Below are 16,880 nucleotides of genomic sequence, written 5' to 3'. Positions count from 1 at the left end.
TTAATATGCTCGAGGTCTACGACCGCCTTCTTTATCAAATCGGTACATCATCAGCCGTCCCTGTCATTCTTAACAGAACCGGACATGTCATCATGGGCCCTGATATCGAAGAATCGTTTGGGCATACGAGCTTCTTCAACAAGCTTAGCTGCTTCAGCTTCGGCTTTACGAGTTGCTTCTTGCTCTTGACGAGTTTTAAGTTCATCCGCTTCTTTTTTCGCTTGTGCGTTAGCGTCTGCATTTTTTGAATTCATGTCTTTTTTAGCCTTTTCAGCTTGTGCGCGTTGAGCCTTCTCTTCAGAATCACGTTTTGCATCCGCTTCACGTGTTACTTTTTCTTCGGCTTCGCGCTGTGCTTTCTCTGCAGCATCACGTTTCGCTTGCTCTTCAGCATCGCGTTGTGCTTTCTCTTCCACTTCACGATTAGCTACTTCCTCAGCTTCACGTTTCGCTTCATCTTCAATAGTGCTGCGCTTCACGTAAGTACGCTTTTTACGTACCTCTACTTGAACATCCTTACTCTTACCGCCTCCAGCGGCAACACTTAGCGTGCTGCGGGTCTTGCGTTGAAGAGTTAAACGAGTCGGTTCTGTTTCGCCTGAAGTATCGCCATGCTCCTTTTTAAGGTGCGTTAGCAATGTTTGCTTCTCTGAATCAGTCACTTGATCCGACCCTGCTTTCTTCATTCCTGCATCAGCAAGTTGTTCAATTAAGCGGTCAACTGGCGTACCAATCTCTTCACTCAGTGCTTTAACTGTTAATTGTGTCATACCGCTTTCTCTCCTTGCTGAATTATTCTTCGTCGCCGAACCAACAGATGTTACGCGCAGCCATAATCAGCTCGCCTGCTCGCTCTGCAGTTAGGTCTTCGATGCCTTCTAGTTCATCAACGCCTTGGTCAGCTAGGTCTTCCAATGTCGCAACGCCTTTTGCTGCTAGCTTGTAAGCCATTTCACGCTCAAGACCTTCAAGTGCAAGTAAGTCTTCAGCAGGCTCAACACCGTCGAAAGTCTCTTCTTTCGCTAGCGCTAGAGTAGTCAGTGCGTCTTTCGCGCGGTTACGTAGTTCTTCAACGATACCTTCGTCTAGACCGTCGACTTCAAGAAGCTCGTTCACAGGAACGTATGCCACTTCTTCAAGTGTAGAGAAGCCTTCTTCAACAAGCATTTGAGCAAAGTCTTCTTCAATGTCTAGGTGCTTCATGAAGTTTTCAATAGAAGCAACTGCTTCTTCTTGGTGCTTCTTCTCTAGATCAGCAACAGTCATTACATTCAGTTCCCAACCCGTTAGTTGAGAAGCTAGACGTACGTTTTGACCGCTACGGCCAATCGCTTGTGCCAGGTTATCGGCTTCAACAGCGATATCCATAGAGTGTGCATCTTCATCAACGATGATTGAAGCAACATCAGCAGGCGCCATTGCGTTAATAACGAACTGAGCTGGGTTATCGTCCCAAAGAACGATATCGATACGCTCACCACCAAGATCATTAGAAACAGCTTGTACACGTGCACCACGCATACCAACACACGCACCAACAGGGTCAATACGTTTGTCGTTTGTTTTCACGGCGATTTTAGCACGAGAACCAGCGTCACGTGCAGCACCTTTAAGTTCAATTAGCTCTTCACCAATCTCAGGCACTTCAACGCGGAATAGTTCAGCTAGCATTTCTGGCTTCGAACGAGTAACGAAAAGCTGGAAACCACGAGCTTCTGGTTTAACTGCGTAAAGAAGACCACGAACACGGTCACCTGGACGGAAGTTTTCACGAGGAAGTTGGTCGTCACGAAGGATTACCGCTTCAGCGTTGTTACCGAGGTCTAGAATCACTGTGTCACGGTTAACTTTCTTAACTGCGCCAGTTACGAGCTCGCCTTCGTTGTCAATAAACTGTTCAACGATTTGAGCACGTTCTGCTTCACGTACTTTCTGTACGATAACTTGCTTAGCCGTTTGAGTCGTAATACGGTCAAACGTTACTGATTCGATATCATCTTCAATGAAACCGCCAAGTTCGATCTCTGGATCATCGTACTTTGCAGCTTCAATAGAGATTTCTTTTGTTGGGAATTCAACTTCCTCAACAGCTTCCCAACGGCGGAAAGTTTCGAAATTACCCGTTTTACGGTCAATTTCTACACGAACTTCAATTTCTAATTCGCTTTTCTTTTTTGTTGCCGTTGCAAGCGCGATTTCAAGCGCTTCAAAAATACGCTCACGAGGAACTGCTTTCTCATTTGAAACAGCTTCTACTACCGCCAAAATTTCTTTGTTCATTAATCTAGCCTCTTAAGCTCTTCTCACTAGGAGAACTAAAATTTAGGGATCAGGTTAGCTTTCGCAATATTGCTCAGGACGAATTCTTCTTCTTGTCCTTCAACCAATACTTTCACTGTCTCGCCTTCGATAGATTGGATATCACCTTTCCATTTACGACGGTTGCCGACAGCCATTTTCAAAACGATGCTTACCTCGTGACCAATAAATTGTTGGTAATGCTCTGCTTTGAACAGTGGTCTCTCTAAACCTGGTGAAGACACTTCAAGGTTATAAGCCACTGAAATTGGATCTTCAACGTCCATTACGGCACTTACTTGGTGACTAACCTCAGAGCAATCATCTACATTGATACCATTTGGTGAATCGATGTAAATACGTAGCGTTGAGTGCTCACCAGCACGAATAAATTCTAATCCAACTAACTCATAACCTGATGCTGCTACTGGAGCGTCAAGCATTTCAGTAAGTTGTCTCTCTAAACCAGTCATTTAACCACTCCAGAAACAAAAAAAGGGCTCAAAGCCCAATTTAAATTCCAAGCAAACATTATCATCTAAAGGCATTTACAAATGCTTAGATAACAAAAAACCCCGTATAAGCCGGGGTTTTTGTTGCTGGACCCTTATATGTTAAGTGTCATCACATTCGATATCACACTTAACTCACAGTGAGGTTCACACTGTGCAAACTTGCTACCAATACAAGCTATATAATAGCATTGAAATTGGTTGCGGGAGCCGGATTTGAACCGACGACCTTCGGGTTATGAGCCCGACGAGCTACCAAACTGCTCCATCCCGCGTCCGACTTGTGAGCATTATACGCCCAACAAGATGTTTTACAAGTTTGTAAACATGGTGCCGAGAGAGGGACTCGAACCCTCACACCCTAAGGCACTAGCACCTCATGCTAGCGTGTCTACCAATTTCACCATCTCGGCATCAAATCTTTGCAGCTTATTGTGGAATTTCGTCGCCTTGCGTCGGAACTTCACTCACTGCATCTTCAGCTTGCTGAATTACCTGACCTTGAGTCGGGTCAATCCATTGTGACTCAGTTTTATGTGTAGACATATTACCAAGCACTAAGCTAAGGATAAAAAATGTAGTTGCAAAAACTGCAGTCATTCGGGTAAGGAAATTTCCTGAGCCACCAGCACCAAACACAGTGTTTGAAGCGCCAGCACCGAAAGAGGCTCCCATATCTGCGCCTTTACCTTGTTGAATCAACACTAGGCCAATTACACCAAGCGCTGCCAACAGGTAAATCACAAGTAGAACTGTAAACATTTTTCCACCTATGTTCCTAATTGTTGAGCCAGCGCCGTTCAAAAAACTATTTTCAAGAACAAGGCTAGCGACCTCCTAACTGAAGGCCGAGCAATACTAGCGAATGCGACGATGGCTGACAAGGGGAATTTGCTAAAAAATAAGCCTTTACCAAGCGAATGGTTAAAAAAAGGTCAAAAGCGACACAAAACTCATTTACGTCTCTTTTGACCGTTATATAAGTCAATCACTTCTAATCACAGGCGCTATTCGTTTCGCCGGTTAAGTAAAAGGTTAAATTAGCAGTTTGCTTTTACTGCATCTGCAATCTTAAACGCAGACGCTTGAACAAGCTCTGCGTCTTCGCCTTCAACCATGACACGCAGTAGTGGCTCGGTACCAGACTTACGTAATAGCACACGACCTTTCTCGCCAAGCTCAGCTTCTACTTCTACAACCGCCGCTTTCACCGCTTCTGCTTCGAGTGGATTTGAGTCACCGCTGAAACGAACGTTTTCTAGAACTTGAGGATATAACGTCATACCTTGAGAAAGTTCATTCAGTGTCATTTCACTGTCGACAACTGAAGCCAATACTTGCAAGGCAGCAACGATAGCATCACCTGTCGTCACTTTATCTAATAGGATAACGTGACCCGAATTTTCTGCACCGATCTTCCAGCCTTTAGCAAGAAGTTGCTCCATGACGTAACGGTCACCAACAGCAGCACGAACAAACGGAATACCTAACTGCTTAAGGCCGTTTTCCATACCAAGGTTGGTCATTAGTGTACCAACAACGCCACCTTTCAACTCACCACGACGCAACGCATCACGAGCAATGATGTAAGCGATTTGGTCACCATCAACCTTATTACCTAGCTCATCAACCATGATGATGCGGTCACCGTCACCATCAAAGCCTAGGCCTAACGCTGCTTTTTCTTCAAGTACTTTAGCTTGCAGAGCACGCACATCTGTCGCACCCACTTCGTGGTTGATGTTAGTACCATTTGGTTCAACACCCATTGCAATCACTTCAGCACCCAACTCTTTAAATACCGCTGGCGCAATGTGGTAAGTCGCACCATGTGCGCAATCCACCACAATTTTCATGCCCGCTAACGTCATTTTGTGTGGGAATGTACTTTTACAAAATTCGATATAACGGCCAGCTGCATCATTTAAACGTACAGCTTTACCCAATGCAGAAGATTCCACGCACTCGATATCTTTATCTAGTTCAGCTTCGATAGCCAACTCAATGTCATCCGACAATTTAGTGCCTTCAGAAGAGAAGAACTTAATGCCGTTGTCATAGAAAGGGTTATGCGATGCAGAGATAACGATCCCCGCTTCAGCACGGAAAGTTTGTGTTAAGTAAGCAACAGCAGGTGTTGGCATTGGGCCAGTAAACGTAGCCTGAAGACCCGCAGCAGCAAGGCCAGCTTCTAACGCAGACTCAAGCATATAGCCAGAGATACGAGTATCTTTACCAATGATCACTTTCTTGGTGCCCTGCTTCGCAAGAACACGACCTGCAGCCCAGCCAAGCTTCAGAACAAAATCAGGTGTAATCGGGTATTGGCCAACTTTGCCACGTACACCATCTGTGCCGAAGTAACGTCTTTTATCAGACATATTGATTTTCCTTAATTATTATTAGTGATTGTTATTCATCACTTCGATTATCTTCATCGCTTCCAATGTATCTTCAACATCGTGAACGCGAATAATTTGTGCGCCTTTCATTGCAGCGATAGTCGCGCAAGTGACACTGGCTACCATGCAATCTGCTGGGGCCTTGTCCAGTAGCTTAAAGATCATCGATTTTCTCGACATCCCAGCTAAAACTGGCAACCCAAGCGTATGAAATTTTTCAAGGTGCGCTAATAGGTGGTAATTGTGTTCAATGGTTTTACCAAAACCAAAACCAGGGTCCAGAATCAGCTGTTCTTTTGAGATTCCTACAGCCTCACAAGCTTCCACTCTTTCTTGTAAGAATGCTTCAACATCCATTAGAACATCGTCGTAAACTGGGCTAGCTTGCATGGTTCTTGGTTGGCCTTTCATGTGCATCAGGCAAACAGGAACATTAGCCTCAGCGGCAGCTTGTAGGGCACCTGGCTCTTGTAAAGCGCGTACATCATTGATCAAATCAGCACCCGCTTCAACAGCTTGGCGCATCACTTCCGCTTTGCTGGTATCAATAGAAATCCAAACATCAAACTTGGTACGAATCGCTTTAATTGCAGGAATAACTCGAGCGAGCTCTTCCTCTAAGGAAACGTCCGGTGCTCCAGGACGAGTCGATTCACCACCAATATCAATAATGCAAACGCCGGCTTGAATCATTCGTTCAGCTTGCTGCAATGCATTGTCTAATGAGTTGAATTTTCCGCCATCAGAGAAAGAATCAGGGGTGACATTGAGGATACCCATTACATGTGGGCGGTCTAAAACGAGCGTTTTATTGTTTGCTTTTAATATCATGAAAGGCAGGTCTTAAAGAGTAAAAAACACCTTGGGCTATAAACAGAAAAACCCTGAGCGTAGTCAGGGTTTTAATTTATAGCTTAGCGATTAAGAATCTTTGTTTTTAGTATCATCTGATTCAGATTTAACTTCTTCAACTTTCGATTCTTCTGGGTCTGCTTTAGCTTGTTCTTCTGATTTAGCTTCAGCTTCAGGCTTGGCTTCTTCCTTTGCAGGTTCAGCTTTTGCTTCATCACCCCAACCAGCAGGCTCGCGAATCTCGTCTTTACGTTCCATCAAGTCATCAATCTGACCTGCATCAATCGTTTCAAACTTCATCAGCGCATCTTTCATCGAGTGCATGAGATCCATGTTCTCTTCAAGAATCTGCTTCGCACGAGCATAGTTACGGTCGATAAGAATACGAATTTCTTCATCGATAAGTCGAGTTGTATCGTCAGAAACATGTTTCGCTTGGCTCATGCCACGACCTAGGAAAACTTCGCCTTCTTCTTCAGCATATAGAAGAGGACCTAGTTTTTCAGAGAAGCCCCACTGCGTTACCATCTTACGAGCAATATCAGTGGCACGTTCGATATCGTTAGACGCACCAGTCGAAACCTTGTCTTTACCGTAGATAAGTTCTTCAGCAAGACGACCACCGTACAAGCTAGAGATCATTGACTCTAGGTGTTGGCGAGACATGCTTACGCGATCTTGCTCAGGTAGATACATAGTCACACCAAGTGCACGACCACGTGGAATGATTGACACCTTGTACACTGGATCGTGTTCAGGTACCAAACGACCAACAATTGCGTGGCCTGCTTCGTGGTAAGCTGTTGACTCTTTCACTTCTTCCGACATCACCATTGAACGGCGCTCTGCACCCATCATGATCTTATCTTTCGCAAGTTCAAACTCAACCATCGATACATTGCGCTTGTTACCACGAGCTGCAAATAGCGCCGCCTCGTTCACAAGGTTCGCAAGATCTGCACCAGAGAAACCTGGAGTACCACGAGCAATCAGAGATGGTTCAACATCACCTGATAGTGGAACTTTGCGCATGTGCACTTTAAGAATCTGTTCACGACCACGTACATCAGGTAGACCAACCACAACTTGACGGTCAAAACGACCAGGACGAAGTAATGCAGGGTCAAGTACGTCTGGACGGTTAGTCGCAGCGATAACAATAATACCTTCGTTACCTTCGAAACCATCCATCTCAACCAGCATTTGGTTAAGTGTTTGCTCACGTTCATCGTGACCACCACCAACACCAGCGCCACGTTGACGACCTACAGCATCGATTTCATCGATAAAGATGATACAAGGTGCTGCTTTCTTCGCTTGCTCGAACATGTCACGCACACGAGATGCACCAACACCAACAAACATTTCAACGAAATCAGAACCTGAGATAGTAAAGAACGGTACTTTCGCTTCACCAGCAATTGCTTTTGCAAGCAATGTCTTACCAGTACCAGGAGGACCGACCAACAGGATACCTGTCGGGATCTTACCACCCAGTTTTTGGAAGCGACTTGGGTCACGAAGGTAATCCACAAGCTCTTTCACGTCTTCTTTTGCTTCGTCACAACCAGCAACATCCGCAAACATCGTTTTGATTTGTTCTTCGCTCATCATTCGAGCTTTACTCTTACCGAAAGACATCGCGCCTTTACCGCCGCCGCCGCCTTGCATTTGACGCATGAAGAAAATCCACACACCAATTAGTAAGATCATTGGGAACCAAGAGATGAAGATAGTGCCAAGCAGGCTCTGCTCTTCAGGTGGTGTACCCTGAACTTTTACGTTTTGATTAATTAAGTCATCAAGTAGCTTTTGATCATAAACAGGCATGTAAGTTACATACTTAGAACCACCGCCACGACGTGTGAAAGTAATTTCGCTGTTATTGAACTGTGCGTCTTGAATCTGGCCTTGGCCAACTTCCTGTACAAACGTGGTGTAATCTACTGCTCTGCCGTTACTTTCCCCAGGGCCAAAGCTCTGGAAGACCGACATCAACACAACCGCGATAACAAGCCACAGAATTAAATTTTTTGCCATGTCACTCAAGGTGTAAGCCTCTCGATAACTAATTGTAATTAAAGGTAGGGTACTACAGTTTGTAACCTGTAGCCATGTTGTTAACTCTCACTCTTGGAAGAGAATCGTTAACCTTTGTAACCAGTTGCTACGATAAACACTTCACGAGATCGAGCTCGAGAAGAGTCGGGTTTTCTCACTTTGACTGTTTTAAACATCTCACGGACGTCCTTAACATATTGGTCAAACCCTTCGCCTTGGAATACTTTTACAACAAAACTACCATTGGTAGCTAGAACTTGTCGACACATATCCAAAGCTAATTCAACTAAATACATAGCTCTTGGCTGATCCACAGAATTGTTGCCTGCTATATTAGGTGCCATATCAGACATCACGACATCAACCATGTTTGGTTGTATACGTTCCAATAAAGCTTCTAGCACAGCTTCTTCGCGGAAATCGCCTTGTAAAAAGCTCACTCCAGCAATCGGATCCATAGGTAGCAAGTCACAAGCAATGATTTGACCGTTGTCTCCGATAATCTTAGCAGCATATTGAGACCAACCGCCAGGCGCTGCGCCCAAATCCACAATGGTCATCCCAGGAGTCAGCAATTTATCTTTCGTTTGAATCTCTTCCATTTTGAAATAAGCACGCGAACGATAGCCTCTTTTTCTTGCTTCATTTGCATACTTGTCGTCGAAGTGTTCCTTCAACCAACGGCCTGAACTGGCCGAGTGTTTCTGTTTGCTCATTGGATACCTAAACTGGAGGAAAGTACTAATTGCTGAATAAATTATAGTCTTCAGCTTTAGATGGCGTTAAAATAGGTTTTTTCAACCCTAATACTAAATAAAATTGGCCGCGTAATGAACCTAAGTACCAAACAAAAGCAGCATCTAAAGGGCCTAGCTCACAGTTTAAAACCTGTAGTGCTAATGGGCGCAAATGGACTTACTGAAGCTGTTCTAGCGGAGATCGAATTGGCTCTAGACCACCACGAACTGATCAAGATTAAAGTTGCATCAGAAGACCGTGAGACTAAGCAACTGATTATCGATGCAATTGTACGTGAATCTAAAGCTGAGAAAGTACAGACTATCGGTAAAGTTCTAGTACTGTTCCGTCAGTCAGAAGCACGTAAAATCGAGATTCCACGCAAATAAGCTAGTTTGACATCAAGCTAGCTCCACAATAAGAAAGCCACCGTGCTTATCTTTTAGTGTAGCGTGAGAAACGAAAAAGGTCGCATTAGCGACCTTTTTACTTATTAGAACCAAAGTAAATTCAATTAGATGTATTCTACTTTGTCGATTTCGAAATCTTTATCACCGCCAGGTGTAGAGATAATAACCTCGTCACCTTCCATCTTACCAATAAGGCCACGAGCGATCGGTGATTTCACAGAAATGCGACCAGTTTTGATGTCAGCTTCATCTTCAGAAACGATCTGGTAGCGGAATTCTTCATCCGTATCGACATCGATCAAAGTTACTGTCGTACCAAAGATAATCTTACCCGTATTATCCATCTGAGTTACATCAATGATCTGAGCTAGCGATAGCTTATATTCTATATCTCGAATTTGAGCTTCACAGATACCCTGCTCTTCACGAGCAGCGTGGTACTCTGCATTCTCTTTCAAATCACCGAGTTCACGTGCTTCACCAATAGCTGCTGAAATAATAGGACGTAGCTTAAGTAGGCGATCTAATTCGTCACGTAGCTGTTGAGCGCCACGTACTGTCATTGGAACCTTTTCCATTTTTTACCTCTATGCCAAAGCTTTCTTTGGCCAACATAAATACACCCAACGCATTTATTGGGTGATAGAAACAAAACGATTTGGCTTAGTGTAAACAAACTTTATGGCTAAATCACCTTTATTCCACTTTGCGTTATAAAAGCTTTATCTAAGTCTAAATTACAGACATCACAAAAATGAATAATAACCCACCCATCAATAAGTCAGCGATCAAATACCTAAAAAAAACAAAAATAAACCAAATAAACACAGATCACATTTTTATAAAAAAAACAAGAAAAAACAATAGGTTGAATAGCATTAAACACAATAAAACATCGTTCATAATTTTTATTGATATCATTTTACTAACTGACTATGGAACTTTAGGGGTAAAAATTACCTCATGAATTGCTCTGGCAAGTTTCACGCTTTTGTTCTAAGCATGATTATGAAGCTTGATTAATACGAGCAATACACAAAAAGGATTCAAATCCTTAATAAATACCTTTATGGACAGTAATTAGGAATTAATAACATGAACAAGACTATGATCGCGCTTGCTGTATCTGCTGCAGCTCTTACTACTGGCGCTAACGCGGCAGAACTATACAATCAAGACGGTAACTCTGTTGAAATGGGCGGCCGTGCTGAAGCTCGTCTATCTATGCAAGATGGAAAAGCTGAAGACAAAACTCGTGTTCGTCTTAACTTCCTAGGTAAAGTTGAAATCCAAGACGGCCTATACGGTGTGGGTTTCTACGAAGGTGAATTCACAACTCAAACAAATGACGATGGAGAATACATCGATAACCGTTACACATACGCTGGCCTAGGCGGTACATTCGGCGAAGTAACTTACGGTAAAAACGACGGTGCTCTAGGCGTAATCACTGACTTCACAGATATCATGGCATACCACGGTAACTCTGCTGCTGACAAACTTGCAGTGGCTGACCGCCAAGACAACATGATTTCATACAAAGGCGAATTTCAAGATCTTGCAGTAAAAGCAAGCTACGCTTTTGCTGACCGTTCTGAAAACGGCGGTGATTTCATTGACGATGGTAAAGATGGTTACTCTCTTTCGGCTATCTACGCTATCGGCGATTCTGGCGTTAAGCTAGGTGCTGGTTACGCAGACCAAGACCAATCTAACGAGTACATGCTTTCAGCTTCTTACGCTATCTCTGACTTTTACTTCGCAGGTGTATTCACAGATGGTGAAAAGCAGACTACAGGCGCAACGACTAACGACTCTGTAGACTACACTGGTTACGAATTCGCAGCAGCTTACACGCTAGGCCAAACTGTATTCACAACTACGTACAACAACGCTGAAACTGATAGCGAAACGTCTGCAGACAACATCGCAATCGACGCAACGTACTACTTCAAGCCTAACTTCCGTGGCTACGTATCGTACAACTTCAACCTAATCTCTGAAAATGATACGATCGGTACAACAAACCTAACTTCTAACGGCAAAGCAACTTCTGCTCAAGCTGAAGACGAAATCGCTCTAGGTCTACGTTACGACTTCTAATTCTGATTATCTAATTGATTAATTAGTTAATTGAGAATCAAAACGCCCGCTATCTAGCGGGCGTTTTTTATATCTGTATACTGAAAACATCAGCCATCCAAGAAATCTTCTATGCGCCTTCTATCCACACTACTTGTATGTAGTTTTTCCATTAGCGCTTTCTCAGTTAACGCTTTCGCTTACGCCCCTTTAGATAAATTGCCTGATGGCAGTAGGACCAGTGTAATTTTGGAATCCCTGAGAGGCGATTCATACAAAATGAATTCCAACAGTGATGGCTTCTATCCCCCCGCTAGTACTTTAAAGCTGGTGACAGCTTTAGCAGCTAAGTTGGAGTTAGGGGATGACTTTCACTACACGACCAGCATTGCTCGTTCTAATAAAGATGTTGTGATCTCATTCAGCGGCGACCCAACCCTGCAACGAGAACAGCTTAAAAGCCTTTTAGCTCAATACGCTAAGTCTCAATCCAGAACTATCAAAGGCAACTTATACCTCGATAACTCGGCTTTTACGGGCTATCAGCGAGCCGTGGGTTGGCCTTGGGACATTCTAGGCGTTTGTTACAGCGCGCCTTCTAGTGCAATGACCTTAGACAGCAACTGCGCACAAGCCTCTATTTATACAAAAGATAATGGCAGCACTCGCGTTTATATTCCCGCTCACTATCCGATAGACGTGACGACCACCGCTGCCACGGTAACTCGCTCTGGGAAGAAGGCAACACAATGCGACTTAGAGCTCATCACCACACCTGATAACGCTTACAAGCTCTCTGGTTGCTTAGTTGAACGTAAAAAGCCACTGCCACTCAAGTTCGCGATTCAAAATCCAGAACTTTACACCTATCAAGTCGTGACATCGCTTCTCAAAGAACTGAAAATAGAAGTAAAAGGTGATGTGATTATTGGTAAAAAAGCGAAAACAGACAAAACCACATTAGTCGCTAGTCACAACTCAGAAAAGCTTCCTGAACTGCTCGATATCATGCTCAAGAAGTCGGATAACCTTATCGCAGATAATCTAACTAAAACGCTAGGAGCGACATTTTATGTTCAACCGGGTAGCTTCAATAACGGTACTGAAGCGATAAAACAGATATTACTGACCAAGGCTAATATTGACCTCCGTAAAGCGCAGCTCGTCGATGGTTCAGGGTTATCCAGAAATAACCGAATGAGGTCACAGACCATGGCTCAAGTGCTTCGTTATATCTGGGAAAACGATCAACAGCTCAACCTGATTGAGGCTATGCCTACATCTGGCACTGATGGAACGCTCAAATACCGTCAAAGCATGAGAAAAGCACCGATTCAAGGCAACATTATCGCCAAAAGTGGTTCTCTATACGGCAGTTACAACATGGCGGGATACGGATTAGATAAGGCGGGAAAACCAAGCTCTCTGTTTGTGCAGTTTGTTCGTGATTACTTCCCTGAAGAACAAGATCCAGACAAACCAGTGGAAGCACCGATCATTCAGTTTGAACGCGCTTTCTACAAAGATGTAGTCGAGTTTAGTCAAACACAGAGCAAATCTCAGTAGCGTTCAGTTTGTTGTAAGCGGTTAATTAAAAACTAAAAAATGGCGCTGAAGATCTTAAATCTTCAGCGCCATTTTTATTTTCGAGGTGCTGTTACTATTTTATAAGCATTAGGCGATGCCTAAAAACGCATTCACGACCGTGAAATAGATCCACATCCCTGATATATCGACTATTGAGGCCAATACCGGACTCACCAACACCGCAGGGTCCAACTTAAACAAACGAGCTACGATAGGTAACCCACCACCAAGAACCGTTGATATTGTCACCTGAATAAACAGAGCAACCGCGATAGCAAAGGCAATCATGTTGATGTCATAACCACCTGTCGATTGGTTTTCACTGAATAGCAGAATACGCCCAATCATCACTACGGCAATCGCTAGAGCTAAACAAATGGCAACTCTAAACTCTTTCCACAGAACGTTAGCCCATTGGCGTTTTTTCAACTCACCTGTGGCTAAGGCTCGGATCACCAAAGTCGCGGCTTGTGTTCCGGTGTTACCACCAGCAGCAGCAATTACCGGCATATAGATTGCCAAAAGTACCAACTGACTGAGAATGTCTTCATACTGAGCAATGATAAGCCCTGAGACTATTCCCAATAGTGCTAACGCAATAATCCAACCGATACGCTGCCTAACGTGGCTCATGACACCAGTAGAAAGATAACCCTGCTGAGGTTCTACCTCTGAGTAAATCAGCCCTAGTTGGTGAGCTAGATGTCGAGAGCGCTTCTCAAAGCCCTGCTCTTCTAGCTCACTAAGTAAAGTCTGAATCGTACTCAAAGAGCATTGTCCCAGCACTAGCACCGCATCTTCGAGCGGCATTCGGTTCAAAAGATTAATTTGTTGTTCACGTCCGTACTGTTGAAATGCATTCGATACAGCTTGGATGTCTTGCTCTGAGTACAGAGCTTCAATAGATAAAAAAGTGTTGTTCATTACCGTCATGGCGAATCTCCCGATTGGCAAAGGTAACGACCATCAAAACAAATAGCATAGATTTATAGATTTATAGATTTATGCGCACCAGGAGCTGAAAACTACTGGTGTGTCTACTTGTTAGAATCTAGTGTGTGGAAAAGAATGAGGGGAAAAACAAAGATATCCTACCTGAACGGCAGGACAATAGATCAATACCGAGACAGGTTATTCTTCTCCATTCAAACTAGGAGGATGGTCGGTATTGTTCATAAAAATCTCCAGAATTACTGTCAATTTGACAGCGCGCATAGTGTAGCAATAGGCGTTTCAAAGTTTCGTCAACTTTCTGTCAATAAAGAGGGGTCAATAAAAAAGGCATCCGTAGATGCCTTTTGTTCAATTATTGATGAAGGTTATTACTTGATAGTAATACGAGCAAACTTACGCTTACCAACTTGGTAAACCGCAGTACCTGCTTCAGGTACAAACTTGCTGTCTTCAATCTTCTCGCCTTCAAGCTTAGCTGCGCCTTGCTTGATCATACGCATCGCATCAGAAGTCGAGTTTACTAGACCCGCTTCTTTTAGAACGTTAGCAATTGGTAGGCCTGCTTCGAATTCAAATTCAGGCATTTCATCAGGAACTTGGTTCTTAGCAAAACGGTTAACGAATTCTTGCTCAGCAGCTTCAGCATCTGCTTCACTGTGGAAACGCGCGATGATCTCTTTCGCTAGAAGTACTTTCACGTCACGCGGGTTTTTACCTGCATCAACGCCAGCTTTCAGTTCCGCAACTTCTTCAAGTGGACGGAAAGACAGTAGCTCGTAGTAGCTCCACATTAGATCGTCAGAGATAGACATGATCTTACCAAACATCTCGCTTGGTGCTTCGCTAATACCGATGTAGTTGTGCGCAGACTTAGACATCTTCTTAACACCGTCTAGACCAACAAGTAATGGCATCATCAATACCGCTTGTGGTTTTTGACCTGCTGCTTTTTGCAGTTCACGACCCATTAGAAGGTTAAACTTCTGGTCAGTACCGCCAAGCTCAACGTCGCTCTCTAATGCAACAGAGTCGTGACCTTGTAGAAGTGGGTACATGAATTCGTGGATAGCGATCGGTTGACCACCAGCGTAACGCTTTTTAAAGTCATCACGCTCAAGCATACGAGCAACAGTTTGGTTAGAAGCAAGACGAATCATGCCTTCAGCACCAAGCTCAGATAGCCACTCAGAGTTGAAACGAATTTGCGTTTTCGCAGGGTCTAGAATCTTGAATACTTGCTCTTTGTAAGTTTCAGCATTCTTCAATACGTCTTCACGGCTTAGCGGTGGACGCGTTGAGTTCTTACCTGATGGATCACCAACCATTGCAGTGAAATCACCAATAAGGAATGTCACTTCATGACCAAGCTCTTGGAAAGCGCGAAGCTTGTTAAAGATAACCGTATGGCCTAGGTGGATATCTGGAGCTGTTGGATCAGCACCCAGCTTAATGCGTAAAGGACGACCTTCTTTTAGTTTTGCAATCAGTTCGTCTTCTGGAATCAGTTCTTCTACGCCACGTTTGATCTCGGCTAGTGCAGCTTCAATACTCGCCATTCTTGTTCACTCCCACAGATTTGGCAAAAATACATTAATTAGACATCTTACTTGAATAGCGATGTATTTTGAAACCAGTTACACTATTCCGTCGTCGATTTTCATAATATTTACAGAACGAACCGGAACATGTTGTCTATTTTTGCACGCCTTCCTATTTTGCACCGGGCTTTTATCGCATTTTTTAGTGCCATAATTTTCGTCGCGATTTTCTTACTCCCCGACGTCAACAGTTTGCGTGACGATTCGGGCGCTTTAGTTGTGGGAAAACATTACCCACTGACTATCAATGCCTCTGCGCTTATTAGCTCAAGTGACGCTCCACCGACCGCAGTGCTCAATTGGGAGAAATACACCGTTCGCTCTGGCGAAAGCACCTCTGTTTTATTTGAACGTATTGGCCTCTCATACCGTCTGCTGATCACGCTACTCAATACCAATAATGATATTAAGAAGCAGCTGTCTAATCTAAGACCTGGTGATGTCTTGCAGTTCGGCTTTGATGAAAACAACGACCTTATTCAGTTAAAACGACAACTTAGTGCGTTTGAAAGCTTCAAGATCACTAAGTCTGGCGATTCTTTCTCATCAAGTTTCGACAAAAAAGAAGTCGCCTACCAGTACAATTATGCCGAAGCTAATATCACCTCTAACTTCTGGAACGCTGGCGTAAGCGCAGGTTTAACCGCAAACCAAATTATGGAACTGGCGGGCATCTTCGGTTGGGATATCGACTTTGCGTTAGATATTCGTAAGAACGACAGCTTCAAAATCTTATACCAAGAGAAAGTGGTTGAAGGTGAAGTGGTTGGTCGCGGTAAGATCATGGCAGCCGTATTCAAAAACCAAGGCGATTCATTTACCGCGGTATTGGATGATAAGAGCGGCAACTACTTCGATGAAAATGGTCGAGCAATGAAGAAAGCGTTCTTGCGCTCACCAATTGATTTTCGTCGCGTAACATCGAATTTTAATCCGACCAGGAGACACCCAGTAACCGGTAAGGTTCGAGCTCACCGTGGCACTGACTACGCAGCTCCTGTTGGCACGCCTATCTGGGCAGCCGGTGACGGTATTGTTCAGAAGTCGGGTTACAACCAATTCAATGGTAACTACGTGTTTATCCGCCACAGCAACACCTACATCACCAAGTACCTGCACATGAAGCGACGTATGGTGAAAACAGGTCAGCGCGTAAAACAAGGCCAAACCATTGGTACTTTGGGTGGCACAGGTCGTGTAACTGGCCCGCACTTACACTATGAATTCTTGGTTAATGGCGTACATAAGAATGCGCGTACCGTGAAATTGCCTCAATCTAAGTCGTTAACGGGTAAAGCAAAAGCAACCTTTATTGCCAACTCAGAGATTCGACTGAATAACCTAGAGCGATACGGCCAGTTACTGGCGACCAATTAGATTAAGAGC

At 44.0% G+C, this 16,880-nt stretch carries 14 protein-coding genes, 2 tRNA genes and 1 pseudogene; 4 read left to right on the top strand and 13 right to left on the bottom strand.

Annotated elements, in window-relative coordinates; all coding sequences use genetic code 11:
• Window positions 1–125: 125 nt before the first annotated feature.
• From H5300_RS07465 to rlmE, 10 genes and pseudogenes are all read right to left on the bottom strand, one after another.
• Window positions 126–770: pseudogene (locus H5300_RS07465) on the bottom strand (translation initiation factor IF-2 associated domain-containing protein); the annotation flags it as partial.
• A gap of 22 nt (window positions 771–792) precedes the next feature.
• Window positions 793–2,280: a transcription termination factor NusA gene (nusA, locus tag H5300_RS07460; protein WP_004734499.1), complete on the bottom strand. Its 1,488-nt coding sequence runs from the start codon at window positions 2,278–2,280 to the stop codon at window positions 793–795.
• A gap of 35 nt (window positions 2,281–2,315) precedes the next feature.
• Window positions 2,316–2,771: a ribosome maturation factor RimP gene (gene rimP, locus H5300_RS07455; RefSeq protein WP_004734501.1), complete on the bottom strand. Its 456-nt coding sequence runs from the start codon at window positions 2,769–2,771 to the stop codon at window positions 2,316–2,318.
• A 237-nt stretch (window positions 2,772–3,008) separates the two neighbouring features.
• Window positions 3,009–3,085 (bottom strand) — tRNA-Met (locus H5300_RS07450).
• Between the two features lie 53 nt (window positions 3,086–3,138).
• Window positions 3,139–3,223, bottom strand: a tRNA-Leu gene (locus H5300_RS07445).
• Window positions 3,224–3,239: 16 nt separating this feature from the next.
• Window positions 3,240–3,572, bottom strand: coding sequence for a preprotein translocase subunit SecG (gene secG / locus H5300_RS07440; protein WP_004734504.1), 333 nt, complete (start codon window positions 3,570–3,572; stop codon window positions 3,240–3,242).
• A 278-nt stretch (window positions 3,573–3,850) separates the two neighbouring features.
• On the bottom strand, window positions 3,851–5,191 hold the full coding sequence (glmM, locus tag H5300_RS07435; protein ID WP_182795733.1) for a phosphoglucosamine mutase: 1,341 nt from the start codon (window positions 5,189–5,191) through the stop codon (window positions 3,851–3,853).
• Between the two features lie 21 nt (window positions 5,192–5,212).
• A complete protein-coding gene (gene folP / locus H5300_RS07430) occupies window positions 5,213–6,043 on the bottom strand; it encodes a dihydropteroate synthase (protein ID WP_102487627.1) in 831 nt (276 codons plus the stop codon).
• Window positions 6,044–6,133: 90 nt separating this feature from the next.
• Window positions 6,134–8,104, bottom strand: a complete 1,971-nt coding sequence (gene ftsH, locus H5300_RS07425) for an ATP-dependent zinc metalloprotease FtsH (RefSeq protein ID WP_102534911.1) — start codon at window positions 8,102–8,104, stop codon at window positions 6,134–6,136.
• A 107-nt stretch (window positions 8,105–8,211) separates the two neighbouring features.
• A complete protein-coding gene (gene rlmE / locus H5300_RS07420; RefSeq protein ID WP_017079994.1) occupies window positions 8,212–8,841 on the bottom strand; it encodes a 23S rRNA (uridine(2552)-2'-O)-methyltransferase RlmE in 630 nt (209 codons plus the stop codon).
• Window positions 8,842–8,955: 114 nt separating this feature from the next.
• Here rlmE and yhbY point away from each other — a divergent pair, with 114 nt between their 5' ends.
• Window positions 8,956–9,252, top strand: coding sequence for a ribosome assembly RNA-binding protein YhbY (yhbY, locus tag H5300_RS07415; RefSeq protein WP_004734509.1), 297 nt, complete (start codon window positions 8,956–8,958; stop codon window positions 9,250–9,252).
• 125 nt (window positions 9,253–9,377) lie between these two features.
• On the opposite strand, the gene greA is transcribed toward yhbY, so the two are convergent.
• Window positions 9,378–9,851 carry a transcription elongation factor GreA gene (gene greA, locus H5300_RS07410; RefSeq protein WP_061018733.1) on the bottom strand — a complete coding sequence of 158 codons (474 nt, stop codon included), beginning with the start codon at window positions 9,849–9,851 and terminating at the stop codon, window positions 9,378–9,380.
• A 517-nt stretch (window positions 9,852–10,368) separates the two neighbouring features.
• On the opposite strand from greA, the gene H5300_RS07405 reads away from it, so the two are divergent.
• Window positions 10,369–11,376, top strand: coding sequence for a porin (locus H5300_RS07405; RefSeq protein ID WP_182795732.1), 1,008 nt, complete (start codon window positions 10,369–10,371; stop codon window positions 11,374–11,376).
• 111 nt (window positions 11,377–11,487) lie between these two features.
• A complete protein-coding gene (gene dacB / locus H5300_RS07400) occupies window positions 11,488–12,921 on the top strand; it encodes a serine-type D-Ala-D-Ala carboxypeptidase (protein ID WP_182795731.1) in 1,434 nt (477 codons plus the stop codon).
• 108 nt (window positions 12,922–13,029) lie between these two features.
• Here dacB and H5300_RS07395 read toward each other — a convergent pair whose 3' ends face one another.
• Window positions 13,030–13,875, bottom strand: coding sequence for a magnesium transporter (locus H5300_RS07395; protein WP_182795730.1), 846 nt, complete (start codon window positions 13,873–13,875; stop codon window positions 13,030–13,032).
• A 389-nt stretch (window positions 13,876–14,264) separates the two neighbouring features.
• Entirely contained in the window at window positions 14,265–15,452 is a 1,188-nt protein-coding gene (tyrS, locus tag H5300_RS07390) for a tyrosine--tRNA ligase (protein ID WP_017059402.1), read from the bottom strand.
• Window positions 15,453–15,581: 129 nt separating this feature from the next.
• Between tyrS and H5300_RS07385 the strand changes: the two genes are divergently transcribed.
• The gene (locus H5300_RS07385) at window positions 15,582–16,871 is read left to right on the top strand and encodes a peptidoglycan DD-metalloendopeptidase family protein (protein WP_050645391.1); all 1,290 of its coding nucleotides are present in this window, start codon (window positions 15,582–15,584) and stop codon (window positions 16,869–16,871) included.
• Window positions 16,872–16,880: the final 9 nt, after the last annotated feature.

This window comes from Vibrio sp. SG41-7 (assembly GCF_014164465.1).
Taxonomy (GTDB): Bacteria; Pseudomonadota; Gammaproteobacteria; order Enterobacterales; family Vibrionaceae; genus Vibrio; species Vibrio splendidus.
Note: the sequence above shows the minus strand (reverse complement) of the source record. Positions and strands in the feature narration are given on the sequence as shown.